This is a genomic window from Micromonospora sp. NPDC004704 (assembly GCF_053601675.1).
Genome location: NZ_JBSGCD010000047.1, coordinates 22,589 through 48,624 on the forward strand (window position 1 = coordinate 22,589; position 26,036 = coordinate 48,624).

Genomic DNA, 26,036 nt, shown 5'->3' on the forward strand with positions numbered 1-26,036 from the left:
TCCTCCCCCTCATGCCTCGTCGGCGTACATGACCACGCCCGGTCTGGTCCCGGTCTCACCGAGGACCAGGCGGGGGCGCAGGCAGTCGAGCACCTCGCCGGTCCTGGCCGTGGGGGGCGCCGGCAGGCGTACGTCCAGAGTCCGCTCGGTGTGCTGCTGCTGGATCAGGTCGCGGTACCACCCCTTGAGGTGCGTGGCCTCGAATCGCTGGTCGAACTGCCGCTCGGGCTCCCGGCCGAACTGCCGATCGAGCTGCTGGACGGTGTCGTCGACCAGGCCGGACACCTCCCTGCGGAAGCTCCCCCACCAGCTGTCCGGCGCGACGAGTGGCTGGTGCACCACCGAACGCAGCACCTCGGCGAGCCCGGCCGCGCGGATCAGCCGCTGTGCCGGGTCACCGTTCCCGGTGGAGGCGTTCGGTTGCCCGGCGTACGACTGGAGGGCGTCGTGGAGCCGCTTGCGGTACCGCCGCTGTTCCTCCTTGTCACGCAGCGGCTCCAGCTTGGCGTCGCGTACGTGCAGGGCGGTGAGGTCGTTGGCCACCAGCCACTCGACCTGGGTGGCGTACGAGGTGACCCGGAAGTGTTCCTCGAAGGCGGAGCCGGACGCGGCGAGGACCCCCGGCGAGACGCCGCCCTGCGGGTCCAGGCACACCCCCGGCTCACCACCCCAACCGGGGATGATCACCCGGTGCAGGTAGACGTGCTGGAGCATGGTCCACCGCTCGTCCGCGACGTACCAGACCCTCGGCACCACCCGGGCCGCATCGTCGGCCCACTCCCGGGCGACGGACGCCGGTAGCCGCAGCAGGCCGAGATGGAAACTGCGCCAACGGGCGGCGAGGGTGCCACCGGGAGCCGGGGTGTTGCCGAGCCACACCCGTACCCGGTCGTCGGCGACGAATCTGGCCAGGACCTGCTCGACCTGCCCCGCGATCAGAGCCAGCCCGACCTCCTGCCGGGTTCCTCCGGTCCGGTCGTACGCCTCGGTCCCGGCCGTCACCCGCTCGGTACGAACCGGGGTCCCCACCGACGCCGTCCCGCCGGTACGGTCCGGCGTCCCCCGCCGATCCATCCCACCCGGCCCGGCAGCACCCGCCCGCCCAGCAGCCGCCGACCCGGCGGCACCCGACCCGGCAGCCGACCCAGCAGCACTCGACTCGGCAGCGTCCTGATCGAAGACGTCCGGCTCGAAGGCGTCCACCACGGCATCGCCGGGCTCAACGGCGTCCGTCACGGCATCGCCGGACTCGAAAACGTCCGTCACTGCATCGCCGGACTCGAAGGCATCCGACTCGACGGCGGCCGCCTTCGCGGGGGCCGACTTTACGGCAGCCGGCTCGGTGAGCTGCCAGAGCCGGGCGCCCAGTTCATGGATCCGACGCCACGGATCGGCGCGATCGGCCGGGTCGTCGGGGTTGCCGGCGGCGGCGAGGCGTTCGATCCGTTCGGTCAGCATCGCGGCGTAGACGGCACCGGCGACCCGTGGCAGATGGGCACGGAGTGCGTCCGCCGCCGGGCCGGCGTCCCGGAGCACCTCGCCCAGCAGGTCCTCGAAGCCGTGCCGGGTGGACTCGGTCTGGTTGTCCATCAGTGTGTCCCGTCAAAAGGGCTGTCATGGTCGTCGAAGTCGGACTGCGGGGTGCCGAGCGGCAGCCGGAAGACCAGGCCGCGCTCGTGTTCGATGTCCAGGACGGTCGAGGTGGTCCACAGTGGCGGTGCGCCCGCGTGCACCCGGACCGCCCCACGGGCGTCCAGGCTGACCACGTACGTCGCCTCGGTGTCGAACGCCGCGTCGAGCGTCCCGATCGGCCGCTCACCGCCGTCGTCCGCACGGAGCAGGAAGGTCCAGCCCCCGGAGTCGTCGGGGGGCGGCAGGGGAAGGTGTCCGAGTACGCCGGGTCGGCTCTCGCCCAACTCGTCGACGAAGGTCTCGCGGGTGAAGGCCCGGTTGCCGGTGCCGCTTCCGAAAGCCGGTCGGGGCGGCTGCCCGTCGGGCGGTTCGACCAGGATCCGGTCGGCCAGCCGCAGCACTTCCGCCGGTGCGCCGGACGGTCCCACCGGCACCTGCACCGCCGCCTGCGACTCGTCGATCCGCAGGTACGGCCGGCTGCCCTGCCAGAGCAGCAACTCCAGGCTCAGGCTGCCGTCGACCTCGATCCCGGCACTGATCCTCGCCGGCCAGAGCTTGCGGTCCAGAGACAGTCCCGGATCCTCGGCCCGGATCCGGGCGTCGAGGTCCCGCCACTGGAACGAACCCCAGGGCAGCGGATGGCCCCCGTCGACCTGACGCTCGATCACACACCGGTCACCGAGGACACCGAGCTGGGCGAAGGCCCGCAGCCGGCCGTCGGCGAACTCCTCGAACGGTGTCCCGGCCGGCAGCACCACCCGGTTCCGGTCGGCCCGGCTGCGTACCGCCAGCGCGCAGGGCAGCTCCAGGAGCAGGTTGTCGACCTCCACGGCAACCTCGGTCACGCCCTGCCGGAGCAGTTCGGTGTCCGCGTCCGGGGCACCCAGCGAGCTGATCGACGCGGCCCAGGCCGCACCGATCGAGGCGGCGTTCTTCGGGTACGTCCGCTCGACGACAACCTCGACGGCCGGCTCGCCACGCGGACGGCGGGCGGCGAACTCCCGGGCGACCACCTCGGCCGCGAGGGCGAGTTGGCTGGCCTTGCCGGTGAGGATGATCCGGTCCAACCGCTCGGTGGCGTCGAGCCGGCTCGCGGCAAGCCCCGCCGCGAGCTTGCTGATCTCGACCAGCATCGGCGTGGCGGCGCCGGCGAACGACCCGTACCCGAGTTCCACCGGGCCCTGGCCGATCTCCGTCGGCTGGTCGGTGGGGACGCTGTCGAGCGTCCGTACGATGTCCTGCACGTGATCGGTGGCGAGCCGGTACGGCGTACCCGGGGCGATCTGCTTCTTCGCCTCCTCGGCCCGCCGCCAGATCGCCCAGAAGGTCTGCTCGCGGACCTGGTTCGAGCCGGGTCCGATCCGGTGCGGGTCGAACCGGGTGCCGACCACCCGCTCGACGTTGTCCCGGACCCGCTGCGCCGCGTCGCTGTCCGGCACGTCGGTGTCCCGGCGCAGCGCCTCCAGGGTCCGCTCGACCAGGCTGCCCGGAACGTACCGGCCGTTGTCGTCCTGGTAGGACCGTTCCAGGTTCGCGGTCACCCCGTCCTGCCACTGCCGCCACGACTCCCGGCTCTCGCCGAACCCGGTCTGCTCCGGCCAGGCGATGGTCAGCAGGTGGTCGGCGATGACCGCCTTCAGCCAGTGGAAGACCTGGAGGGTGAGGAAGTCGCCGCCGCGCCGGTTCCGACCACTGGTGCCGCGCAGTTGCGGGACCACCCTGTAGTACCGCCCGGCGGTGCCGGGCTCGACGTCGGGCAGCTCCGGGGTCCCGTCGTGCAGGTGGACCGTGACCAGGGCGATGTCGGTGGTGCCACCGCCGATGTCGATGACGAGCATGTTCTCGGTCCAGTGCCGTTCCTCCCCCGGCACCGGCCGGAAACGCGCCCGGAGCGCCTCGATGCCCAGTTCGTAGTCGGTGCCGAGGTCGCGCATCAGGAAGAACAGCGCCGCCGAGATCGCCTCGTCGTAGCTGAGGTCGACGTCGCCGACGCCGAGCACGGAACCGATCACCTCGTCCAGGCGGCGTCGGGCCGACGGCGGAGCCATCGTCGGGTAGGTCGCCACCACGTGGTCGACCGGTGCCCCGTCGAGCCGGTCCGGGTTCGCCCCGGTGAACCGGTCGGTCTCCTGGAGGAGGAACCCGACCGCCGCGCCGAGCAACGCGTCGAAACCGACCCGGCGCGGGTCGTCGCGCAGCGGCAACGCGTAGTCGGGATCGTTGAGGTGGTGCTTGAGACCGAGCACGGTTCCGTACGAGGCGCCGTGCGCGAGCGGGATCCCCAGCCGTACGCGCAGGTACGGGTCGACGTCGGTGACGTCCAGCCGGCTCGACACCTCGTCGAGTTCCGTCGCGCTGTCCAGGCGTACCGGGTAGAGCGAGTGGTGCGCCAACGCGGGGGTGCTGAACGCGGTGTCGTAGCAGTGGTGCAGCCGGGCGGCGAGCCAGGCGCCGAGTTGGGGCGTACAACCGATCTGGGCGTTGTCCAGGGCGAGCAGCACGTCGTAGAGCAGCGGCCCGTTCGTCGACTCGTCGACGGCGACCAGGTCGGCCAACGCCTGCGGGTCCACCTGGGCCAGGTCGGCCGCGATCCGGGTACGCAGCACCGACCACTCCGCCCGGCACTGCGCCTGCCGGGGCTCGGTGAGCTCCTCGGCACGGGGTTCACGGCGCAACAGGTCGGCCGTCTCCCGACGCAGTGCGGCCCGCTGGTCGACCGGCAACGGCAGCGACGGCCGGGGGCGGCTGGGATCGTAGAGGGTGACGGTCGAGTTGGTGGTGCCGAAGTCCACCGCGGCGAACCCGCCGTGGCGGTCGGGGCAGTAGCGCGGGTACGGCAGGATCAGACGATCCGTCGTGTCGGTGCTGTCGCTCATCAGCGCTCCTCGGAGAGCGTGGGCCAGTCGTCGTCGTGGTCGAGTGCCGTCTCCAGCCGCCGCGCCACAGTGGCCGGTGGCTCCGGCGGAAGGTGCGCGTCCGGCCCGTCGACCAGGGCCCGCAGTTCACCGTCGGTACGCGGCAGCCGCTGTTGCAGTGCGCGCAGGCTGCGGTGGATCGCCTCGGCCCGCCGGGGCAGCTCGACCGCGAGCCGGGCCAGCGCGAGCCGCCGGGTGGCCTCGACCAGCTCGCGGCGCAGCCGCATCACCGCCACCTGGTGGTTCCCGTGCGGGGACGGGGTGCGAAGCCCACCGTCGGCCGCCCAGGGCAGCGGCCGTACCGGGTCGAGCGGGAACGCCTGACGCAACGCCTGCCGCTCCGCCGCCGTACGCGGCACCCCCGCCGCCGTGCTTCCCGTCGGGTTGTCGTCCTCGGGCCGGACCTGCGCCAACCAGTCGAGTTGCACGGCCCGTCGCAGGTCGGGCAGGACCGGTTCCCCGGTCGGGCGCACCAACCGGCCCCGGACCGGTTCGACCCGCTCCAGCAGGGTCGCCTTCAACTCGACCGCCCTGGCCGCCCGGCGGGTCAACCAGTTCGCCACCACCGCGTCCACGACCTGTTCCACGGTGGCCGCGCTCTCCCCGACCGCGGCTCGGAACCGGGCCTCGAAGACGTCCGGTGTGTCGGGCAGTTCGTCGCGACCGAACCCGGTGCCGCGTTTCACGGTCTGCTGGCTCAGGGCGGCGAGCAGCACCGACCACTGGGGCCAGGCGTGGACCTGGGCGGTGACGGCCTGGCGTACCGCGTCCTGCGGGGTCATTCCGGTGGCCAGGCGGGCGCGGGAGCCGGTGATTCCCTCCTCGACGTCGTCGATCAGGGCGGCGGTCTCCTGCGCGATCCGTCCCAGCACCTCCCGCAGGTCGTCCTCGGGCCGGGCCGCCGGCGCGGGCTGTTCGGCGGGTGCCCGGTCCAGGGCGACGACCACCTCCCGAATCGCTCCGCGCAGGCCCAGGTGGGCGAGGCGGGCCCGTTCGGCGCGGACGGCCAGGGCGGCGGCCCGCCCGGTGCCGGTCACGGCGTCGCGCAGTTGCTCGTACCGGTCCGGTGGCACCCGCCCGGCGAGCACCGACCGGCTCTCCGGCCCGTCGAGCACGGTCGACGGGGTGGCGCCGTTGAGGGTCGCGGTGAACCGGGACACGGCGGCGTCGGGGCCGGGCAGGACCACCACCGCGCCGGCCCGGACGAGTTCGGTCTCGATCAGGTGCCGTTCCCGCCCGGCGGGTCGGTGCGGGTGCAGCATCGGCAGGTCGACCAGGTCCAACGTCTCGGCGTCGAGGTCCCAGAGCGACGCCGGCACCTGCACCGGAACCACCACCCGTGCGACGGCCGGCAGGATCCGGTGCAGGACGCCGTCGGTCAGGCCGGTCTCGGCGGGCAGGGCGACGGCCGGTGGGTCGAGTTCGGCGAAGGGTTGGCGCAGCGCTGCGTCGGGGCGGGCGAACGGCATCGCCGCGTGGTGCACGGTGGCCAGCCGGACCGGCCGGTCCGTCGTACCGAGGAGGTGCTCGGCGAAGCTTTCCGCCCGGTAGAGGTCGTAGAGTTCGCGCAGCCACCCGCGACTGTCCGAGTCCGTGGCCGGCCCGAGCCGTCGAGCCTGGGCGACCACCTCGGGCCAGCCCGCGTCGGCGGGCAGGGAACCCCAACCGCCGGAGTCGAGCCGCGCGAGCAGGTCCCGGCGGCACCGGGCCAGGGCGTCCCGGTCCAGGATGTCGACGGTGGCCGGGCCGAGCGTCACCGCCGGCCTGTCGACGGGTTGCAGCCGTACGACGGTGACGTAGCCGGTGATCGTCCGTTCGGGACTGATCCGGACCTCCTGGTCGCCGAGGATCTGCCCCCAGAGGTTGTGGCTGACCACCCGGTCGTCGCCGGCCGACTCGGCCAGCACCGCCACGGACAGCGGGGCGTCCACGGCGTCGCGTACGGCCGCGCCGGCCAGGTGCACGGGTTCGAGCAGCCCGGCGGTGGGCGAACCCGGCGGGGCTGCGGTGTCGACCTGTCGGAGGAGTTGCTCGGCCCGCGCCCGGAACTGGGCTGCCGAGTCTGGTGATCTGGCCACGGGCTGTTCCTGACTGCTCGTACGGTGTTCCGCGACGCCGCCGCCGACACGTTGGTGGCGTCACGGTTTACCCGGAGGGGAAGGGCGGAGGAATGCGGGGGCCCACCGACGAAATGCGGATGTCAGCAAGCTGACAATTCAGCGGACGGAATCAGCAAAAAACGCCGTACGGACCTTCCGAATCAACCGAAAGGACCGACGGCGTACGCGTGAGAATGAGCTTCGAGGCTGCCATACCGCTATTGCACCGGATCGTGCGATCGCGCTCGCCATCATCAGATGGGATTGGACTGTCGAGCGCGGGACACCACACAGGACGGTCGGTCCGGCTCACCACACCGGATTTGTCCGTCTGGTCGGTGTCCCGAATCCGGCGGACGGGCCCGACGGTTCAGTGCACCAGCGGCACCATGTTCCGGGTGATCTTGCCGTCCGGGTTGTAGACCACACACATGATGTCCCGGTCGCCGTCGGCCCAGGTCTCGGCGGTCGGCAGGATCGGGAAGAAGTTCAGCCCGGACTCCTCCGGGGTGCCCCACCGGCGCTGGAAGTCCTTGCCGCACTCGGCCCACCCGTACGCGGCCACCGCCGGGCGGTCCCACTCCCCGTCCGCGACGTGCACGAACCCGTACGACTCGTTGTCGGCCCGCTCCTCACACTCCTTGTAGATCACCACCACGTCGTTCGACCGCTTCGAATAGGCGGGATCGGAGAAGCACTCGCCCCCCTCGATGTTGAGAATGCCGGTGGTCGCCGCGGAGATGAAGTCGTCACCCTTGACCGCGATCGGCTGCGCCGGCTCGGCCTTCGGGAAAACCGCGATCAGCGCGACGGCGGCCACCGCGGCCCACCGGCGACGGCGCTGAAGCAGTGGATTCGGCAGGGCGAGAGTCATCGACGCGGCCTGTTCTGGGCGGGTGGTACGGGCAACCGGACGGGCCCCGCCGCATGGTAGGCGGGCGTTGGTTAACCAACAGGAGACGTGAGCCGTCCGCCCGACGACCGCCGGATGACGCCCGGCGTGTGCTTCGCCGTAGTGATCATCAGTTCACCTGGTGGCAAGCCAACCGTCGAGTGGTGGTCGGCCTGCTCCGACTCAATGCGGAGGTCCGCCGCGCTCCCGCTGGTGGACGATCCACTTCTCTTGAGGGGTGACCCCTACCTTGGACGACAACAAGCGACCGTGGAACACGGGCTCACGGCGGGCGAAACTCGCCGCCGTGGGCGCCGCCGCGCTCATCGTCGGCGGCTTCGCGTTCGGCCCGTCGGCGTTCGGTGACGCCGCGCCGACCAAGTTCCCGGCGGCCGAGATCTACAAGCCCTCCCCGATGCCCGACCGCGTCATCCTGACGCCGACCGCCACGCCGGCCACCTCCCAGAAGGTGACCTGGCGGGCCGAGGCGTCGGCCGAGTGGGCCCAGGCCCAGATCCTCGAGGCTCCCAAGGCACTCGGCGAGGTCGCGCCGGCGGCCGGCGCGGTGACCACCGTCAAGGCGAGCGCCAACTCGGCGGTGAACACCTCGCTCGGCTACGCCTCGACCTACCACACGGTCGAGTTCACCGAGCTCAAGCCGAACACCCGCTACACCTACCGGGTCGGCGACGGCACCAACTGGGGCGAGTGGTCCGACTTCACCACCGCGGGCGAAGGCTTCTCGCCGTTCTCCTTCATCTACTACGGTGACGCGCAGAACTACCTCGACTCGGCGCTGCCGCGGGTGTTCCGGCAGGCGTTCGCCGACCGGCCCGAGGCCAAGATGGTCGTCAACGCCGGTGACCTCATCGACAGCGCGAACAGTGAGGAACAGTGGGGCCAGTGGCACGACGCCGACGGCTTCATCAACAGCCAGGTCAACAACATCGCGATCCCCGGTAACCACGAGTACAGCGGCTCGTCGCTGTCCTCGTTCTGGGCACCGCAGTTCCCGTTCCCGGCCAACGGCCCGCAGTGGCCGGCCGGGATGGAGTCGGCCCTGGACAAGACCGCGTACTACACCGACTACCAGGGTGTGCGGTTCATCGGGCTGAACAGCAACGTGCAGAGCATCCCCGAGGTCATGGCCGCGCAGACCGCGTGGCTGGAGAGCGTCCTCAAGGACAACCCGAACAAGTGGACCGTGGTCACCTTCCACCACCCGGTCTACTCGAACACCGGCTCCCGCAACAACCCGCAGGTCCGCGACCAGTGGGGCCCGCTGCTGGAGAAGTACGGCGTGGACCTGGTCCTCCAGGGCCACGACCACTCGTACGCCCGGGGCAACGTCGCGACGAACCGCAAGTCGAGCACCGTGCACAACGGTGTCGTCTACGTGGTCTCCGTCTCCGGCGGAAAAATGTACGAGCTCAACGGTGGCGAGAACTGGACCGGTAACGGCGCGGAGCTCTCCGACCGGGACGAGAACGTCCAGCTCTACCAGATGATCGACGTCGAGAAGGACTCGATCCGGTTCGAGGCGCGTACCGCCAACGGCCAGTACGAGGACGGTTTCCTCATCCGCAAGAACGACGCGGGTGCCCGTACCGTCAACGAGTTCCGCACCCCGGAGAACACCACCGGCGAGCGGGCCCTGACCGCCCAGAAGACCGTCGCCGTCGGCGAGAAGGTCCAGGTCAAGGCGTACAACTACGACCCGAACGAGACGGTGAGCGTGTACCTGCGCAGCACCACCCTCGGCGAGGGCAAGCCTGGCGTCCTGATCGCCTCGAAGAAGGCCGACGAGCTGGGCCAGTTCAACTACACCTTCGCCGTGCCGGAGGGCACCAAGAAGGGCAGCACCCAGGTTGTCTACCTGGTCAGCGAGAACCAGAAGATCACCACCCCGGTGATCACCATCAGCAAGTAGCCGGTTCCGGGTGCGGGCCCGCCGGCCCGCACCCGGTCCGCCCCGGACAGGAGCCTCTGTGAGCATCCGTACGCGCGCACTGGCCGGCACGCTGCTGGGCGCCCTGGCCGCGCTGGTCGCGGTCACCGGGCCGGCCAGCCCGGCCTCCGCCCACCCGTTCGGCCCACCGGCCACGGCCAGGATCAGCGCCGACGGTACGCGGGTGACCATCAACTGGCTCGCCGCCGAGGACGACTGGGTGGCCCTCGGCCAGTCCCTCGGCGCGTTCGAGGATCCCGCGACGGGCAGGGTCGACACCGGGCTCACCGGCGAACAGAAGCTGCAACGCTCCCCCGCCGTACGCGACTACCTGTTGAAGCGGATCACGGTCAGCCAGACCGGCACGCCGTGCGCGAGCCGCCTCGACACCCTGGAACAGCTGGTGAAGAAGGGTGCCCGGCTCACCTTCGACTGCCCGGAGCCGGTGACCGACCTCGACGTGACGGTCAGCGCGCTCACCGACCTGAACACCGCGTACCGGACGGCGCTCACCGCCGACGTGCCGATGACCCCGACGGAGGCGCTCTTCACCGCCACCGAGGGCAGCCACCAGGTCCGCCTGACCGCGGGCGAGGGCGGCTCCGGTCGCCCGGCCGCCGTGGGCACGGTCGCCGCCGGTACGGGCATCGCCGCGGTCGCCATCCTCGCCGGGATGCTGGTGAACCGGCGGCGTCGGACGAGGAGGAACGCATGACCGGGATCAACGGGCTGGACAACCACCTGATCGCGCTCTTCGACAGCGGGGCGGTGTTCTGGCTGGCCCTGCTGGTGGCGCTCGGCGTCGGCGCCGCGCACGCGGTGGCACCCGGACACGGCAAGAGCGTGACGGCCGCGTACCTGGTCGGCACCCGGGGACGGTATCGGGACGCGGTACGGCTCGGCGCCATCGTCGCGCTGATGCACACGTTCTCCGTACTCATTCTCTCCCTGGTCTGGGTGGGTCTGACCGGCGCCGCCGGTCTCGGCACCAAGTCGGTCACCGCCTGGCTCCAGGTCCTCGCCGGGCTCGTGGTGATCGGTGTCGGTGTCCACCTCACCTACCGCCACCTGCGCGGCCACGGCCACTCCCACACGCACGGCCACTCCCACGACCACGGCCACGGGCACTCGCACGCCCCCGGTCACTCGCACTCGCACGAGCCGGCGGCCGGGCCCTCGCACGCGCACCGGCCGGAGCCGGCGGCCGGGCCCTCACACGCGCACGAGCCGGAGCCGGTAACCGGGCACTCGCATGACCACGCGGTCGACGGGGCGCACGCGGCGACCGCCACCGCGACGCTCACCGCCGCCCCGGTCACCACTACCGAGCCTGGGCATCATCATCACCACCACGACGCGCCCGAGATGACCGACCCGTGGTCGCGTCGGGGGCTGCTGGCGCTCGGACTCTCCGGTGGACTGCTTCCCTCACCGTCGGCGTTCCTGGTGCTGGTCAGCGGCCTGCTCACCGGACGCGCGCTGGACGCGGTGATCCTGGTGATCGTGTTCGGGATCGGCATGGCGGTCACCCTGACCGGGGTCGGCGTGCTGACCATCCGCGGGTACGCCCTGCTCGCCGGCCGAGCCCGTTCATGGTCGCCGCTCGCGAAGGTGATCGGCTGGGTCCCCGCCGCCGCCGGAGTTGTCGTCGCCATCGGCGGCTGCCTCTACCTCCTGGCCGCCATCACCGTCCTCACCTGACTCCCGCGCCTTTTCGTGATCCGGGAGAGTTCGGCTCGCCATAGCCGGCCGAACTCTTCCGGATCACGGGAAACCGTGGTGCGGGAAGGGCTGGGGGTCGGGGAGCATGTTGTTGTGGAGGTTCCCGCTCGGCAGGTCCGGGCTTTGTACACGGCCGAGACCATCACCGTTTATCAGGCGTACCGGGCGGAGATCGCCGAGGCGGCGTTGGCCGCCGGGCGGTTCGCGGGTCCGTTCAAGCGGGAGCGGATGACCTGGATCAAGCCGTCGTTCCTGTGGATGATGTACCGCTGCGGGTGGGCCGAAAAGCCTGGCCAGGAACGGGTGCTCGCGATCGAGATCACCCGTGCCGGGTTCGAGTGGGCGCTGGCGCACGCGTGCCTGAGTCACTTCGACCGGACCGAGCACACCGACCGGGCCGAATGGTCCCGACAGTTGAAGGCCAGCCCGGTACGCGTCCAGTGGGATCCCGAGCGGTCGTTGCGACTGCAACCCCTGCCGCACCGCTCCCTTCAGGTCGGGCTCTCCGGCGAGGCCGTCCACCATTACGTCGACGACTGGACCGTCACGATCACCGACAAGACCCCGGCCGTACGCGAGATCAAGTCGCTGCTGCGAGCCGGTGACGAACGCGGCGCGACGGAGTTGCTGCCGGACGAGCGCCCGTACCCGCTGGACGAAACCGCAGCACACCCCTTGCAAACCGGACCCGTCAACCCCGGCACGCCGCTACCCAACCCCTAGCGCGACGATCTTGCACTTGTGGTGGCACACAAATCCGGGTGAGTGCCACAAATCCGGGCGCCACAAGTGCAAGATCGTCGAGGGAATCGGGGTGGGGACGGGGACGGGGGTGGAGGTGGGGGTCAGGTCCAGGGGGTTGTGGTGCCGTCGAATTCCTCGAAGACCAGCCAGGTACGGGTGGAGAGCACCCCGGCGATGCCCTGCACCCGGTTGAGCACCACGTCCCGCAGGGCGGCGTTGTCCGGCGCCCGGACCAGCGCCAGTACGTCGTGGTCCCCGCCGAGCAGGGCCGCGTGTTCGATGTAACGCACCCGGCCCAGTTCCACCGACACCTCCCGCCAACTGTTCTGCTCGATCTTCAGCGCGATGTACGCCGACGTGCCGAGCCCGGCCCGCTCCGGCACCACCTGCGCCCGGAACCCGGTGATCACGCCGTCCTGCACCAGCCGCTCCACCCGCGCGTACGCGTTGGTCCGGGAGATGTGGATGCGCTCGGCGAGCGTACGGATCGAGGTCCGGCCGTCACGGACGAGTTCGTCGAGGATCCGCCGGTCGACCTCGTCGAGGGGTCGGGCCGATCGTCCCGCGTCGGCGGCGAACGGGCCCTGCTCCCGGTCCTCCTGGTCCATCTCCGTACGCCTCCGTTGCCATTCGTCCCGCGTTTCCTGAGGATCTTGAGTCAATCATCCGTGGGCGTGAGCATAGGCGCACCACACGTCCAGGAGGTCCCCGCCGTGACAACCACACCCCAGGCGGTCCGCAGGGCATCCCCGCGTACCCGTCGGGCGGTCACCCCGCCCGACCCGGCCCGCGCCCTGCTGCCCAGTCCCGAACCGGTCCGGATGATCGACGAACAGGGCAACCGGCTGCCCGAGCGCTCCGACTACCCCGAACCACCCGCCGACGCGCTGCGCGAGCTGTACCGGCGCATGGTCATCGGCCGGCGGTTCGACCTCCAGGCCACCACCCTGACCAAGCAGGGTCGGCTGGCGGTCTACCCGTCCTCGCGCGGCCAGGAGGCCTGCCAGGTCGGGGCGATGCTCGCGGTCCGCCCGACCGACTGGGTGTTCCCCACCTACCGGGAGTCGATGGCCCTGGTCTCCCGCGACATCGACCCGGTCGAGGTGCTGACCCTGCTGCGCGGCGACTGGCACTGCGGGTACGACCCGGCCGCCCGGCGTACCGCCCCGCAGTGCACCCCGCTGGCCACCCAGACCGTGCACGCGGCCGGGGTCGCCTACGGCGAGGCGTACCAGGGGCGGGACACGGTGGCGCTGGCGTTCATCGGTGACGGGGCGACCAGCGAGGGCGACTTCCACGAGGGGGTCAACTTCGCCGCCGTGTTCAAGGCGCCGGTGGTCTTCTTCGTGCAGAACAACCGGTACGCGATCAGTGTGCCGCTGTCCCGGCAGACCGCCGCGCCGTCGCTGGCGTACAAGGGTGTCGGGTACGGGGTGCCCAGCGAGCAGGTCGACGGCAACGACCCGGTCGCCGTACTGGCGGTGCTGAACCGGGCCGTCGCCCACGCACGGGCCGGCAACGGGCCGTTCCTGGTCGAGGCGCACACGTACCGGATGGAGCCGCACACCAACGCGGACGACGCCACCCGCTACCGCGACGGCGCCGAGGTCGACGCCTGGCGCGACCGCGACCCGATCGCCCGGCTGGCCGCCTACCTGCGGCATCTCGGTGTGCTGGACGACGGGGCCGAGGCGGGTATCGCGGCCGAGGCGGAGGCGTACGCGGCCGACCTGCGGGCCCGGATGAACGTGCAGCCGACCGTCGACCCGCTCACCCTCTTCGACCACGTCTTCGCCGAGCCCACCCCGCAACTGCGGGAGCAGCGCGAACAGGTCCGCGCCGAGCTGGCCGCCGACGCCGAGCAGGCCGCCGACGAGCGGGACGCACACGACGAACGGGGAGCACGCTGATGGCCGGCACCACGATGGCGAAGGCGCTGAACGCCGCGCTCGCCGACGCGATGGCCGCCGACGACCGGGTGGTGGTCTTCGGTGAGGACGTCGGCCAACTCGGCGGCGTCTTCCGGATCACCGACGGGCTGCTGGCCCGCTTCGGTGACCAACGCTGCTTCGACACCCCGCTGGCCGAGGCCGGGATCGTCGGGTTCGCGGTCGGGATGGCGATGTCCGGGCTGCGGCCGGTGGTCGAGATGCAGTTCGACGCGTTCGCCTACCCGGCGTTCGAACAGATCGCGTCGCACGTGGCGAAGCTGCGCAACCGGACCCGGGGCGCGCTGAGCGTGCCGATCGTGATCCGGGTGCCGTACGCCGGGGGGATCGGCGGGGTCGAGCACCACTGCGACTCCAGCGAGGCGTACTACGCGCACACCCCGGGACTGAAGGTCGTCACCCCGGCCACCGTCGAGGACGCGTACTCGCTGCTGCGGGAGGCGATCGCCGATCCGGACCCGGTGGTCTTCATGGAGCCGAAGAAGCTCTACTTCGCAAGTGACGAGGTCAACCTGCCGGTGACCGCCGAGCCGTTCGGCCGGGCCGTGGTCCGCCGCCCCGGACGGGACGCCACCCTCATCGCGTACGGGCCGTCGGTCCCGGTCGCACTGGAGGCCGCCGAGGCCGCCCGCGAGGAGGGCTGGGACCTCGAGGTGATCGACTGCCGCACCATCGTGCCGTTCGACGACGAGACGATCAGCGCCTCGGTACGCCGTACCGGGCGGTGTGTGGTGATCCAGGAGGCACAGAGCTTCGCGGGTGTGGGCGCCGAGATCGCCGCCCGGGTCCAGGAACGGTGCTTCCATTCGCTGCACGCACCGGTACTGCGGGTCAGCGGGCTGGACATCCCGTACCCGGCGCCGATGCTGGAGCACACCCATCTGCCGAGCGTCGACCGGGTGCTCGACGCGGTCGCCCGGCTCCAGTGGGACGACCAGCCCGACCGGCGCTGGCTGCCGGCACTCGCCGGCAGCACCGCACTCGAAGGCAGCACCGCGTGAGTGCCGTGGCCGCCCCGCAGGTCTTCCTGCTGCCCGATCTGGGCGAGGGGCTGACCGAGGCGGAGATCGTCGGGTGGCGGGTCGCGGTCGGTGACGTGGTGACCGTGGACCAAAGCGTGGTGGAGGTGGAGACCGCCAAGGCGGTGGTCGACGTGCCCTGCCCGTACGCGGGTCGGGTGGTCGCCCTGCACGGCGCGGTCGGTGAGGTGCGCCCGGTGGGCCAGCCCCTGATCTCCGTGGCGGCACTGGACGCCGGCCCGGACACCCCGGCCGAACCTGCCGCGCACGCCACCTACCGGGAGGAGGAGCGGGCCGGCTCCGGCAACGTCCTCATCGGATACGGCACCGGACACGGCGGCTCCGGCCGTCGCCGCCGCCGTCCCCGCCCGGCACCGGAGCAGCCCGTTCCGGCATCCGAACAGCAGAGCCGCGCCGACGCCGACCGGCAGCCGGTGGCCCCCGTCGCGACTGCCACGCCCGCCCCGGCAACCACGGTCACGCCGGTCACCGAGCCGGTGCGGATGGCGGGCGGGGCGCCGCTGGTCCTGTCCCCGATCGTGCGGCGGCTGGCCCGGGAACACGGGCTGGAGTTGGCCGAGGTGCGCGGCACCGGACCCGGTGGCGTGATCCGGCGGGCCGACGTCGAAGCCGCGATCGCCGCCGCGGCGCAACCCGCACCGCAGCCCGAGGCGACGACACTTCCGGGTACGCCCCGACCCGTCGACGGCGCGGCCGGCGCGGACGTGATCATCCCGCTGACCGGGGTCCGGAAGGTCATCGCGGACAAGCTCTCCCGCAGCCGGCGGGAGATCCCCGAGGTCACCATCTGGGTCGACGTGGACGCCACCGCGCTGCTGGAAACCCGGACGGCGATCAACGCCGCTCGTCCCGAGCAACCGGTGAGCATCCTCGCGCTGCTGGCCCGGATCTGCCTCAGCGGACTGCGCCGGTACCCGCAGCTCAACTCGCGGGTCGACACCGAGGGCCAGCGGATCATCCAGTCCGCCGCCGCGCACCTGGGCATCGCCGCGCAGACCGACCGGGGCCTGCTCGTACCGGTGCTCCGGGACGCGTCCGCGCTCACCACCACCGAACTCGCGACCGCGCTCGCGGAGACGACGACGGCGGCCCGCGCCGGTACGCTGCCGCCGGCCCGCCTGACCGGGGGCACCTTCACGCTGAACAACTACGGCGTGTTCGGTGTCGACGGGTCGACCCCGATCATCAACCACCCGGAGGCGGCGCTGCTCGGCATCGGGCGCATCGTCGACAAGCCGTGGGTGGTCGACGGCCAACTCGCGGTGCGCAAGGTGACCCAGCTCAGCCTCACCTTCGACCACCGGGTCTGTGACGGTGGCGTCGCGGGTGGCTTCCTGCGGCACGTGGCCGACTGTGTCGAGCAGCCGGCGATGCTGATCGCCCACTCCTGACCGGAGAATCGGACGCGCCGGCCCCGCTCCGGGGCCGGCGCGACGATCAGCGGGGCGTACGGATCGGGTAGCTGCCCTGGTAGGCGAGGCGCTTGTCGGCGTCGGCCGCCAACCGGTCGAGGATGTCGTCCAGGTCCAGGAACGCCTGCCACCGCTGCACCCCGGCGGTGTCGGCGATCCGGTCGAGAACGAGGGTTTCCAGGTCGGTGACCCGCTTCGCCTTCCAGATCTTGTCGGCGAGGCTGACGAGCAGGTCCTCGACGGTGATCCCGGTCCGGATCCAACTGCCGTGGCTGCCGGCGAAGCGGGCCAGCCGGGCGGGCACACCCTGGGCCAGCAGCAGGGCCTCACCGGCGGGTTCGTGGGCCGTACCGGGGCCGGAGAGTTCGTCGATGTGGATGACCTTGCCGATGTCATGGGTCGCCGCCCCGTACAGCACCGCCGGACGGTCGACCGCAAGCTCCGGGAAGCGGCCCGTGACCAGGTCGGTGAGCTGGTCCGCGACGTCGTGTACGGCACGCAGGTGCGCGGCCAGTCGCGGTGGGGCGTCCAGGCGCCGGAGCAGGTCGACCACCTCGTCCGGCAGCGGACGCAACCGTATGTCCGTGTCGGTGAGCGCGTTGTCGAGCACCGTGTTCGTCACCGGGGCGAGGGTACCGACTGCCGCCTACAACAACTTCTCGATGGTGATCGGTAGCGACCGGATCCGCCGGCCGGTGGCGTGGTGGACCGCGTTGGCGATGGCGGCGGCGACCCCGACGATGCCGATCTCACCGATGCCCTTGATCCCGACCGGGCTGAACCGGTCCGGCTCCCCGACGAACACGACGTCGAGATCGGGTACGTCGGCGTTCACCGGGATCAGGTAGTCGCCGAGGGTCGCGTTGGCCACCCTGCCCGTACCGGGGTCGAACTCGGTCTGTTCCAGCAGGGACATCCCGATGCCCATCACGGTCGCCCCGAGGACCTGACTCCGGGCGGTCTTCTCGTTCAGGATCCGGCCGGCGTCGATGGCGGTCACCACCCGGGCGACCCGCAGCACGCCGAGGTCCTCGTCCACCCGTACCTCGACGAACCGGGCGGCGAACCCGCCGGCCGGCGTCATGCCCGCCCCCTCCGGCTTCGGGTCCACCGCCCCGTCGGCGGTCAGCTCGTCGAGCCCGTGCCGGTCCAGGATGTCGATGTAGGTCTCCCCGACCGACGGATCGGTGACCAGGTGCAGGCGCCCGCCGGTGGCGGTGACGTCGTCGGCTCCCCTGCCCCGCAGCGGTGACCCGGCGTCGTCGGCGACCACGTCCAGGAACGCACCCACCAGGTTGCCGGCGGCCTGGTGCAACGCCCCGCTCAGCGACATCGCCAGCCCCGAGCCGCCGGACTGCGGGGCGAGCGGCAGGTCGCTGTCACCGAGGTCGAACCGGACCCGGTCGAGGTCGAGGCCGAGCAACTGCGCGGTCAACTGGGTCGCGATCGTGTACGTGCCGGTGCCGAGATCGGTCGCGGCGCTGCGGGCGTACGCGGTGCCGTCCCGGCGGATCGAGATCCTGGCCCGGCACGGGGCCTGGTACCAGTCGAAGGTGACCCCGGCCATCCCGTACCCGATCAGCCAGTCGCCGTCGCGCATCGACCGGACCTCGGGATTGCGGTCCGCCCAGCCGAACCGCTCGGCACCGACCCGGTAGCACTCCCGCAGCGCCTTGCTGGACCAGGGCAGCCCGGTGCCCGGTTGGACCTCGGCGTAGTTGCGCAGCCGGAGCGCTATCGGGTCGCACCGCAGCCGGTACGCCACCTCGTCCAGGGCCGACTCGACCGCGAAGTTGCCCTGGGCGGTACCGGGGGCGCGCATCGCGCCGGGGTTCGGGATGTTGAGCCGTACCTGGCGTTCGTGGGTGGCGACGTTCGGGCAGTCGTACGCGCTGGGGGTGGTCTGGGTGATGGGTTCGAGGTTGGTCTCCTCGATCCCGATGGTCGAGGTCGCCTCGTGGTCGATGGCCAGCAACCGGCCGTCGCGGGCGACGCCGAGCCGCACGCGTTGCCTGGTCTCGGGGCGGTGGCCGATGGAGGTGAACATCTGCGGCCGGGTCAGCACCAGCTTGACCGGGCGGTCGAGCATCCGGGCGGCGAGCACGGTCAGGATCGCGTGCGGCGGGAAGCGGAGTCCGGCGCCGAACCCACCACCGATGAACGGTACGAACACCCGGACGTCCTGCTCGGCCAGCTCGAACACGGTCGCCAGGGTCTGCCGGGCCATGATCGGCCACTGGGTCGACTCGTGCACGACGAGCCGACCGCCCTCCCATCGGGCCACGGTGGCGAACAGGCCGAGCGGGTTGTTGGTCTCGGGGGCGATGGTGAAGGTCTCGTCGTACGTCACCTCGGCGGAGGCGAGTGCGCCTTCGACGTCGCCGCGCGTCGTGTCGAGCCCCCACGCGTTCTGCTCGACCGGGGCGTCCGGGTTGGTGATGCCGAGGACCGGGGTCGTCGGGTCGTAGTCGATCCTCACCAGCCGGGCCGCCGCCACCGCCCGCTCGGCCGTTTCCGCGACCGCCATCGCCACGTGCTGGCCGTAGTGCACGATCCGGTTGTCCTTGAACGGGAAGCGGGCCGAGGGTCCGAGGATCGTCATCGGCCCGTCCGGGAGGGCGGGCGTGTTCTCGTACGTGATCACGGTCAGGACGCCCGGCACGGCCGTCGCCTCGGCGGCGTCGATCCGGTTGATCGTGCCTGCGCCGATGGTCGACTGCACCAGTGCGGCGTACGCCATTCCCGGGTAGGAGACGTCCGACGGGTAGGGGGCCGCCCCGGAGACCTTGAGCGGCCCGTCGACCCGGTCGACCGGATCGCCGAGGAGCTTGGTGTCCACGGTCACCGGGCTCACGACCGCACCCCGGACACATCACGCAGGGTCCGGACGATGGTCCGCTTGGCCAGTTCGACCTTGAACTCGGTGCCGGGCACGGTGAACGGGTCCCGGATCTCCGCCTCCGCCGCCGCGCGGAAGGTGTCGACGTTCGCGGGCGCCCCGGTGAGAACCGCCTCGGCCGCGCGCGCCCGCCAGGGGATCGTCCCGACGCCGCCGAGCGCCAACCGGGCGGACGTGATCACGCCGTTGTCGACCACGAGCGCCGCGGCGGCCGAGGTGAGCGCGAACTCGTACGAGGCCCGGTCGCGTACCTTCAGGTAGCCCGAGCGGGTTCCGGGCGCAGGCAACGGCAGATCCACCCGAGTGATCAACTCACCGTGTCGGAGCACGGTCTCGATCTCCGGGCTCTCCCCCGAGGGCAGGTAGAACTCGGTCAGCGGCACGGTCCGCTCCCCGCCGGTGCCCCGGAGGTGCACCTGCACGTCGAGCGCCACCAACGGTACGCAGAGGTCGGAGGCGTGCAGCGCGATGCAGCGTTCGCTCGCCCCGAGGATCGCGTGCATCCGCGCCACCCCGGTCACCGCAGCACAACCCGATCCCGGTACGCGTTTGTTGCAGGCCGCCACCGCCGAGTCCCGGAAGTACCGGCAGCGCGTACGTTGCAGGAGGTTGCCGCCGATCGTCGCCATGTTGCGCAACTGCGGCGAGGCACCCGCCAGCAGCGCCTCCCGGACGAACGGCACCCGCTGCGCCACCACCGGGTCGCCGGCCAGGGCATCCATCGTGGTCAACGCGCCCACCCGGAGGGTGTCCCCGTCGCGGGTGATCCCCCGCAGCGGCAGCCGGCCGATGTCGACGAGACGGTCCGATCGGATCACACCGTCCTTGAGGAGCAGGTCGAGCTGGGTGGTGCCACCTGCCAGGTAGGCGGCACCCGGATCGGCGCTGACCAGGTCGACCGCGCCGGTGACGTCGTCGGGGCGTACGTACTCGAAGAGGGTCATGACCGGTCACCGCCCGCCGTGGCCCGACCGGCTCCGACGACCTCGACCCGGTCACCCTGCGCGGCGACCTCCCGGATCGCCGCCACGATGTTCGGGTACGCCCCACACCGGCACAGGTTGCCGCTCATGAACTCGCGGATCTCGTCGTCGGAACCCGCCCGCCCCGCCCGGAGCAGCGCGATCGCCGACATGATCTGCCCCGGTGTGCAGTACCCGCACTGGAACCCGTCGTGCCGGACGAACGCCTGCTGCACCGGGTGCAGCCGCCCGTCGGAGGACAGTCCCTCGACGGTGGTCACCTCCCGGCCGTCGCACTGGGCCGCGAGGACCAGGCAGGGCAGCACCGACTCACCGTCGAGCAGGACCGTACAGGCACCGCAGGCGCCCTGGTCGCAGCCCTTTTTCGTACCGGTTAGGCCGAGGTGTTCGCGCAGCGCGTCGAGCAGGGTGACCCGGCTCTCCAGGCGAAACGGCCGCGCCTGCCCGTTGACCCGCAACGTCACCTCGATGCCCGGGGAATGTCCGGCTGCCATGGATACGACCCCTCCGCGTGCTGCTCGGGGGGTGGTGTCCACGAGGCGCACGGACGACGAACGCCCTGCCGGGAATGTACCGGTGTCGGCCGCCGAGGACGGGCCGAACCGCTCAGGAAGGGCACCTTCTGTGCCGGAAGGTGCCCTTCGCTGCCGACGGCGTCCTTCGCTAGCGGCGGGTGGTGAGGATGAGGTCGGCGACCAGGGCGGTCCACCCGGTCTGGTGCCAGGCGCCCAGGCCGGCGCCGTTGTCACCGTGGAAGTACTCCGGGAACGCGATCAGGTCCTTCCAGTCCGGGTGGCGCTGGAACAGGTCGCAGGCCCCGTACATCGGCCGCCGCCCCCAGTCGTCCGGTACGAACAGTGAGATCAGCCGGTTGGAGAGGTCGTCGGCGATCTCGCTCAGGGTGCGCTTGGTCCCGGACCGGGTCGGGTACTCGATCAACAGGTCGTCGCCGAAGAACGCCGCGTAGTCGCGCAGCGCGTGGATCAGCAGGTAGTTGGTCGGCATCCAGATCGGGCCGCGCCAGTTGGAGTTGCCGCCGAACAGCCCGCTGGTCGACTCGGCCGGTTCGTAACCGACGGTGAAGTCCTGCCCGCCCAGCGACACCGTGAACGGCTTGTCCAGGTGCTGTCGGGACAGCGTGCGCAGCCCGTACGGGGAGAGGAACTCCTCCTCGTCGAGCATCCGGCCGAGCAGGCGTACCACCTGGTCCGGGCCGACCATGGACAGCAGCCGCTGCTGGCGGCCGTCCGGGGCGAGCCGGCGGGCGCCGAGCACGTCGGCGTACTCGGGTTTGTGGGTGAGGAACCAGCGCAGCCGGGCGGCCAGTTCGGGCAACCGGTGCAGGGTCTTCGCGCTCAGCCGGGTGGTCGCGGCGAGCGGGAGCAGCCCGACCACCGAGCGGACCTTCAACGGCACCTTGCTGCCGTCGGGGAGCCGGAGCTGGTCGTAGAAGAAGGAGTCCTCGTCGTCCCAGAGCCCCTGCTTGTACGCCGCACCCGCGATGTACGCGAAGTGCTCGAAGAACTTGGTCGCGATGTCGGCGTACGTGGGGTCGTGCTGGGCCAGGGCGAGCGCCATGTCGAGCAGGTTGAGCGCGTACATGGCCATCCAGCCGGTGCCGTCGGACTGCTCCAGCACCCCGGCCACCGGAAGCGCGGCCGACCGGTCGAACGGCCCCACGTTGTCCAGCCCGAGGAAGCCACCCTCGAACACGTTGTTGCCGTTGATGTCCTTGCGGTTGACCCACCAGGTGAAGTTGAGCAGCAGCTTGTGCATCACCCGGGCGAGGAAGTCGTGGTCCCGCCCGCCGTCGATCTCGAACACCCGCAGCGCCGCCCAGGCGTGCACCGGCGGGTTGACGTCGGCGAACGCCCACTCGTACGCCGGGATCTGCCCGTTGGGGTGCAGGTACCACTCGCGGAGCAGGAGGACGAGCTGGGCCTTGGCGAAACCCGGGTCGACCCGGGCGATGGTGACGCAGTGGAAGGCCAGGTCCCAGGCCGCGTACCAGGGGTATTCCCAGGGGTCGGGCATGGAGATGACGTCGAAGCTGTTCATGTGCCACCAGGCGCTGTTGCGCCCGTGCCGGCGGCCGGGTGGCGGCGGCAGCGAGGCGGGGTCGCCGTCGAGCCACTGCTGCACGTCGAAGTGGTAGAACTGCTTGCCCCACATCAGCCCGGCGATGGCCTGCCGGGCGACGTCCGCCTCGTGGGCCGGGACCTCTGCCGGGATGATCCGGGCGAAGAAGTCGTCCGCCTCGGCCCGGCGGGCGGCCAGGGTGGTGGTGAAGTCCGTGCCGAGGTCGAGTTCCGGGGCCGGGGCGGTGCCCGGCGGCGGGGCGGTCAGGGTGAGCCGGACCCGGATCTCCGCCTGCCCACCGGCGGGTACGTCGAGCACGTAGTGCAGCGCCCCCTTGGTCCCCTCCCCGGCCGGGTTGACCGTGGCCGCGCCGGAGACCACGTGGTCGTTGATCCCGTCCTTCGGGTAGAGGCTGCGTCCGGGCAGGTCCCAGAGCCGTTCGGCGTTGGTCTCGTTGTCGCAGAGCAGGGCGGTCGGGTCGCCGTCGCCCTGGAGGACGATCTGACCGAGGATGCCGTGCTGGCCGACCAGCCGGGCGTCGGCGCCGGTGATCGTCGGTACGGCGTCGCGGCCGGGCAGTCCCCAGGCCCAGGTGTTGCGGAACCAGAGGGTGGGTAGGACGTGCAGTCGGGCCGCCTGGTCACCCCGGTTCGCCACGGTGATCAGGACGCACATGTCGGTCGGCGACGCCTTGGCGTAGTCGACCGTCACCGCCCAGTAGCGGTCGTCGTCGAAGATGCCGGTGTCGACCAGCTCGTACTCGGTTTCGTCGCGGCCCCGCAGGCCGTTGACCGAGACCAGGTCGTCGTACGGGTACCGCGCCTGCGGGTAGTGGTAGCGCCAGCGCATGAAGGAGTGGGTCGGTGTGGAGTCCTGGTACCACCAGTACTCCTTGACGTCCTCGCCGTGGTTCCCGCCGTCACTGCCGAGCCCGAACATCCGCTCCTTGAGGATAGGATCGGCGCCGTTCCACAGCGCGAGGGCGAAGCAGAACGTCTGCCGATCGTCGCAGACGCCGGCCATGCCGTCCTCGTTCCACCGGTAGGCACGGGAGCGCGCATGATCGTGCGGGAAGTAGTCCCAGGCCGTACCGTGCTCGCTGTAATCCTCGCGTACCGTTCCCCAGGCCCGCTCCGACAGATAGGGACCCCATTGTCGCCAGGCCTGCTCCCCCGAGTCGGCCTGGGCCAACCGGGCCCGCTCCGCGTCGTTGCCCGGTTCTGCGGCGGCCGGCACGTCGCTGATCACCTCCACCTTCTCGATCTTCCGTTGGAAGATCCCTCGCACGAACTTGACCACACTCGCCATTGTTCCTGGGGCGTGTTACAGACACCCTCGTGGGGCGTGCATCGGGAGGAAGATTGATCGAGATCGGCTTCGGTCCGCAGGTCTGTGGCCAACTGAGCGCGGGTGCCAGCCGCGAATGGTTGGTACCGGACGGTCGGGGCGGATACGCCATGGGCACGGTCAGCGGGCTGCGTACCCGCCGCTACCACGGGCTGCTGGTGGTCGCCGGGGACACCCCGGCCGTCCGGCGGCTCGGCCTGGCCAGCCTGGACGCGGCGATCACCCTTCCGACCGGCACCCAGGTCCGGCTGGCCACCCACGAGTGGCACTCCGGGGTGGTCGACCCGCGCGGCTTCGAACTGCTCGAACGCTTCGACCTGGTCGACGGGCTGCCGCGCTGGCGGTGGCGGATCGGCGACCTGGTGATCGAACGCGAGCTGGCCATGGCGTACGGGCGGTCCTGCGTCGCCGTGGTGCACCGGCTGATCTCCGGTGGGCCGGTACGGCTGAACCTGGCCGCCGCCTGCACCTGGCGCGACGCGCACGGCGAACGGCGGGCGGACGGGCCGGCGCCCCGGGTCGAGCAGGTCGCCGACGGGGCGGTCGTCGAGGGGGCGTACCGGCTGTCCGGGCCGGGCTGGCAGCCGACCGGTCAGTGGTGGCACGGGGTGCACCACCGCGAGGAGGCCGTCCGGGGACTGCACCCGGAGGAGGACCTGTGGCACGCCGGGACCTTCTCCGCCGAGCTGTTCGGCCCCGGCGACACGGTGTCGGTGCTGGCCTGGGCCGACGACCTGGGCGAGCAGCCGCCACCGGCGGTGGAGATCGTCGCGCAGGCGCGGGCGCGCAACCGTCGGGTGGTGGCGGCGGCCAAGCCGGCCGACCCGGTCGACGCGACCCTGGCCCTGGCCGCCGACGCGTTCGTGGTGCAGACCCGTACCGGGCCGGACGTGGTGGCCGGTTACCCGTGGTTCGGTGCCTGGTCGCGGGACACGATGACCTCGTACGAGGGGCTGTTCCTGCACACCGGGCGGGCCGACGAGGGGCGCGACCTGCTGCGGTCGTACGCGGCGACGCTGTCCGAGGGCATGTTGGCGAACACCGCCGACACCGGTCGGGTGGAGTACAACACCGCCGACGCCACGCTCTGGTTCCTGCACGCGGTGGCCCGGCACGTGGAGCTGACCTCGGACACCGACCTCGCCGACGAGCTGCTGCCGGCCCTGCGCTCGGTGGTCGACGGTCACCTCGCCGGCACCCGGTACGGGATCGGCGCCGACCCGGTCGACGGTCTGCTCACCCAGGGCGCCCCGGGTGAGGCACTGACCTGGATGGACGCCCGGGTGTACGGGATCCCGGTGACGCCCAGGGCGGGCAAGCCGGTCGAGGTGAACGCCCTCTGGGTCAACGGGCTGGCCGCGGTCACCGAGCTGGCGAACCTGGTGGGGCAGGATCCGGGTGCCGCGCCCCGGGCACACGAGCGGGCGCTGGCCTCGTTCCGGGAGCGGTTCCCGACCCCGGCGGGCTGGCTCTACGACGTGGTCGACGCACCCGCACCGACCTACCCGCTGGGCGGGGCCGTCCTGCACGACGACGACCTGGTCCGCCCCAACCAACTCCTGGCCTGGTCGCTGCCGTACGCGCCGCTGGACCCGGACCCGGCGACCGTACGGCTGCTCGGGGCGGCGCTGCTGACCCCGCTCGGCCCGCGCAGCCTGGCCCCGGACGGTCCCGGCTTCCTCGGCCGGCACCGGGGCGGACCGGCCGAGCGGGACGGGGCGTACCACCAGGGCACGGTCTGGCCCTGGCTGATCGGCCCGTACGTGGACGCCGCCCGCCGGGCGGGTATGCCAACCGGCGATATGTTGATCGGCATAGATTCACATTTGCCCGAATTTGGCCTAGGCTCGGTCAGTGAGACGGCGGACGGCCTACCGCCGCACACCGCCACCGGCTGCCCGTTCCAGGCATGGTCGGTGGCCGAGGTGCTGCGGGTCCGCCGGCACTGAGCGCGAACGGCCGGCAAATTCACACCCGCGTCATCCGATCGCCACGCCCACGACTTCCGGTTCACGCGCATCTTCCACGTTCCGACGCACATATTTCATACCGTCGAGCAAAACCTCATTGGTCCGCTGGACAAAACTGACCGATCGCCGTTACATGACCGCAACGGCCGCGTCTTCGCTGGTTATCTCCGTACCGGCAGGATTGGGCCAACCCAAAAGGACGCGCCACGGCACCCGCTCAGGTGTCCGCTGGAGCCTGCGCCGAAACAGACTTGGAGGGCCGGTCCATGTCACCGAACGCCGAGGTAATAGACATCCGGTCGGCTCGTAAGCAGCGGATTCTGATGCTCTCCTGGGAATACCCACCCGTCCTCGTCGGCGGACTCGGCCGACACGTCCACGCCCTCTCCGTCGCCCTCGCCGCCG

The 26,036-nt window shown here is 71.4% G+C and carries 19 protein-coding genes; 9 read left to right on the forward strand and 10 right to left on the reverse strand.

Annotated features, from left to right (window positions below):
• Positions 1 to 9: 9 nt before the first annotated feature.
• The 4 genes from ACWEFB_RS34830 to ACWEFB_RS34845 form a co-directional block, all read right to left on the reverse strand.
• Positions 10 to 1,590 (reverse strand): hypothetical protein, encoded by a 1,581-nt coding sequence (locus ACWEFB_RS34830; RefSeq protein WP_452292330.1) that lies wholly within the window; start codon positions 1,588 to 1,590, stop codon positions 10 to 12.
• Positions 1,590 to 4,508, reverse strand: coding sequence for a hypothetical protein (locus ACWEFB_RS34835; RefSeq protein WP_452292332.1), 2,919 nt, complete (start codon positions 4,506 to 4,508; stop codon positions 1,590 to 1,592). The genes ACWEFB_RS34830 and ACWEFB_RS34835 overlap by 1 nt, the downstream gene beginning before the upstream one ends.
• Positions 4,508 to 6,625, reverse strand: a complete 2,118-nt coding sequence (locus tag ACWEFB_RS34840) for a hypothetical protein (protein ID WP_452292334.1) — start codon at positions 6,623 to 6,625, stop codon at positions 4,508 to 4,510. The genes ACWEFB_RS34835 and ACWEFB_RS34840 overlap by 1 nt, the downstream gene beginning before the upstream one ends.
• A 391-nt stretch (positions 6,626 to 7,016) precedes the next feature.
• Entirely contained in the window at positions 7,017 to 7,520 is a 504-nt protein-coding gene (locus tag ACWEFB_RS34845; protein WP_452292336.1) for a hypothetical protein, read from the reverse strand.
• A 256-nt stretch (positions 7,521 to 7,776) separates the two neighbouring features.
• Here ACWEFB_RS34845 and ACWEFB_RS34850 point away from each other — a divergent pair, with 256 nt between their 5' ends.
• From ACWEFB_RS34850 to ACWEFB_RS34865, 4 genes are all read left to right on the forward strand, one after another.
• A complete protein-coding gene (locus ACWEFB_RS34850) occupies positions 7,777 to 9,468 on the forward strand; it encodes a metallophosphoesterase family protein (protein ID WP_326557097.1) in 1,692 nt (563 codons plus the stop codon).
• A gap of 58 nt (positions 9,469 to 9,526) precedes the next feature.
• Entirely contained in the window at positions 9,527 to 10,201 is a 675-nt protein-coding gene (locus ACWEFB_RS34855; protein ID WP_452292339.1) for a hypothetical protein, read from the forward strand.
• Entirely contained in the window at positions 10,198 to 11,187 is a 990-nt protein-coding gene (locus ACWEFB_RS34860; RefSeq protein ID WP_452292341.1) for a HoxN/HupN/NixA family nickel/cobalt transporter, read from the forward strand. The genes ACWEFB_RS34855 and ACWEFB_RS34860 overlap by 4 nt, the downstream gene beginning before the upstream one ends.
• Positions 11,188 to 11,301: 114 nt before the next feature.
• Positions 11,302 to 11,931 (forward strand): DUF4291 domain-containing protein, encoded by a 630-nt coding sequence (locus tag ACWEFB_RS34865; RefSeq protein WP_452292343.1) that lies wholly within the window; start codon positions 11,302 to 11,304, stop codon positions 11,929 to 11,931.
• 122 nt (positions 11,932 to 12,053) lie between these two features.
• On the opposite strand, the gene ACWEFB_RS34870 is transcribed toward ACWEFB_RS34865, so the two are convergent.
• Positions 12,054 to 12,560 (reverse strand): Lrp/AsnC family transcriptional regulator, encoded by a 507-nt coding sequence (locus tag ACWEFB_RS34870; protein WP_326557093.1) that lies wholly within the window; start codon positions 12,558 to 12,560, stop codon positions 12,054 to 12,056.
• A gap of 72 nt (positions 12,561 to 12,632) precedes the next feature.
• Here ACWEFB_RS34870 and pdhA point away from each other — a divergent pair, with 72 nt between their 5' ends.
• From pdhA to ACWEFB_RS34885, 3 genes are read left to right on the forward strand one after another with little or no spacing between them, the layout of a single operon-like run.
• Positions 12,633 to 13,862, forward strand: a complete 1,230-nt coding sequence (gene pdhA, locus ACWEFB_RS34875) for a pyruvate dehydrogenase (acetyl-transferring) E1 component subunit alpha (protein ID WP_452292366.1) — start codon at positions 12,633 to 12,635, stop codon at positions 13,860 to 13,862.
• On the forward strand, positions 13,862 to 14,902 hold the full coding sequence (locus tag ACWEFB_RS34880; RefSeq protein ID WP_452292346.1) for an alpha-ketoacid dehydrogenase subunit beta: 1,041 nt from the start codon (positions 13,862 to 13,864) through the stop codon (positions 14,900 to 14,902). The genes pdhA and ACWEFB_RS34880 overlap by 1 nt, the downstream gene beginning before the upstream one ends.
• Positions 14,899 to 16,332, forward strand: a complete 1,434-nt coding sequence (locus ACWEFB_RS34885; protein ID WP_452292348.1) for a dihydrolipoamide acetyltransferase family protein — start codon at positions 14,899 to 14,901, stop codon at positions 16,330 to 16,332. Before ACWEFB_RS34880 ends, ACWEFB_RS34885 begins: the two co-directional genes overlap by 4 nt.
• Positions 16,333 to 16,378: 46 nt before the next feature.
• On the opposite strand, the gene ACWEFB_RS34890 is transcribed toward ACWEFB_RS34885, so the two are convergent.
• From ACWEFB_RS34890 to ACWEFB_RS34910, 5 genes are all read right to left on the reverse strand, one after another.
• A complete protein-coding gene (locus ACWEFB_RS34890) occupies positions 16,379 to 16,975 on the reverse strand; it encodes an HD domain-containing protein (protein ID WP_452292350.1) in 597 nt (198 codons plus the stop codon).
• A gap of 24 nt (positions 16,976 to 16,999) precedes the next feature.
• On the reverse strand, positions 17,000 to 19,207 hold the full coding sequence (locus tag ACWEFB_RS34895; RefSeq protein WP_452292352.1) for a xanthine dehydrogenase family protein molybdopterin-binding subunit: 2,208 nt from the start codon (positions 19,205 to 19,207) through the stop codon (positions 17,000 to 17,002).
• The gene (locus ACWEFB_RS34900) at positions 19,204 to 20,196 is read right to left on the reverse strand and encodes an FAD binding domain-containing protein (RefSeq protein ID WP_452292354.1); all 993 of its coding nucleotides are present in this window, start codon (positions 20,194 to 20,196) and stop codon (positions 19,204 to 19,206) included. The genes ACWEFB_RS34895 and ACWEFB_RS34900 overlap by 4 nt, the downstream gene beginning before the upstream one ends.
• Positions 20,193 to 20,729: a (2Fe-2S)-binding protein gene (locus ACWEFB_RS34905; RefSeq protein WP_452292356.1), complete on the reverse strand. Its 537-nt coding sequence runs from the start codon at positions 20,727 to 20,729 to the stop codon at positions 20,193 to 20,195. The genes ACWEFB_RS34900 and ACWEFB_RS34905 overlap by 4 nt, the downstream gene beginning before the upstream one ends.
• 169 nt (positions 20,730 to 20,898) lie before the next feature.
• On the reverse strand, positions 20,899 to 23,622 hold the full coding sequence (locus ACWEFB_RS34910; protein ID WP_452292358.1) for an MGH1-like glycoside hydrolase domain-containing protein: 2,724 nt from the start codon (positions 23,620 to 23,622) through the stop codon (positions 20,899 to 20,901).
• 53 nt (positions 23,623 to 23,675) lie between these two features.
• Here ACWEFB_RS34910 and ACWEFB_RS34915 point away from each other — a divergent pair, with 53 nt between their 5' ends.
• Both ACWEFB_RS34915 and ACWEFB_RS34920 read left to right on the forward strand, forming a co-directional pair.
• Positions 23,676 to 25,610, forward strand: a complete 1,935-nt coding sequence (locus ACWEFB_RS34915) for an amylo-alpha-1,6-glucosidase (protein WP_452292360.1) — start codon at positions 23,676 to 23,678, stop codon at positions 25,608 to 25,610.
• A 287-nt stretch (positions 25,611 to 25,897) separates the two neighbouring features.
• Positions 25,898 to 26,036 (forward strand): glycogen/starch synthase (locus tag ACWEFB_RS34920; RefSeq protein ID WP_452292368.1); only part of this gene is annotated, 139 nt, incomplete at its 3' end.

Excerpts from the sequence above, each read along its gene's own strand:
- ACWEFB_RS34830 (WP_452292330.1), bottom strand. The coding sequence starts at position 1,590 with ATGGACAACCAGACCGAGTCCACCCGGCACGGCTTCGAGGACCTGCTG.
- ACWEFB_RS34835 (WP_452292332.1), bottom strand. The coding sequence starts at position 4,508 with ATGAGCGACAGCACCGACACGACGGATCGTCTGATCCTGCCGTACCCG.
- ACWEFB_RS34845 (WP_452292336.1), bottom strand. The coding sequence starts at position 7,520 with ATGACTCTCGCCCTGCCGAATCCACTGCTTCAGCGCCGTCGCCGGTGG.
- ACWEFB_RS34860 (WP_452292341.1), top strand. The coding sequence starts at position 10,198 with ATGACCGGGATCAACGGGCTGGACAACCACCTGATCGCGCTCTTCGAC.
- ACWEFB_RS34870 (WP_326557093.1), bottom strand. The coding sequence starts at position 12,560 with ATGGACCAGGAGGACCGGGAGCAGGGCCCGTTCGCCGCCGACGCGGGA.
- ACWEFB_RS34880 (WP_452292346.1), top strand. The coding sequence starts at position 13,862 with ATGGCCGGCACCACGATGGCGAAGGCGCTGAACGCCGCGCTCGCCGAC.
- ACWEFB_RS34900 (WP_452292354.1), bottom strand. The coding sequence starts at position 20,196 with ATGACCCTCTTCGAGTACGTACGCCCCGACGACGTCACCGGCGCGGTC.
- ACWEFB_RS34905 (WP_452292356.1), bottom strand. The coding sequence starts at position 20,729 with ATGGCAGCCGGACATTCCCCGGGCATCGAGGTGACGTTGCGGGTCAAC.
- ACWEFB_RS34910 (WP_452292358.1), bottom strand. The coding sequence starts at position 23,622 with ATGGCGAGTGTGGTCAAGTTCGTGCGAGGGATCTTCCAACGGAAGATC.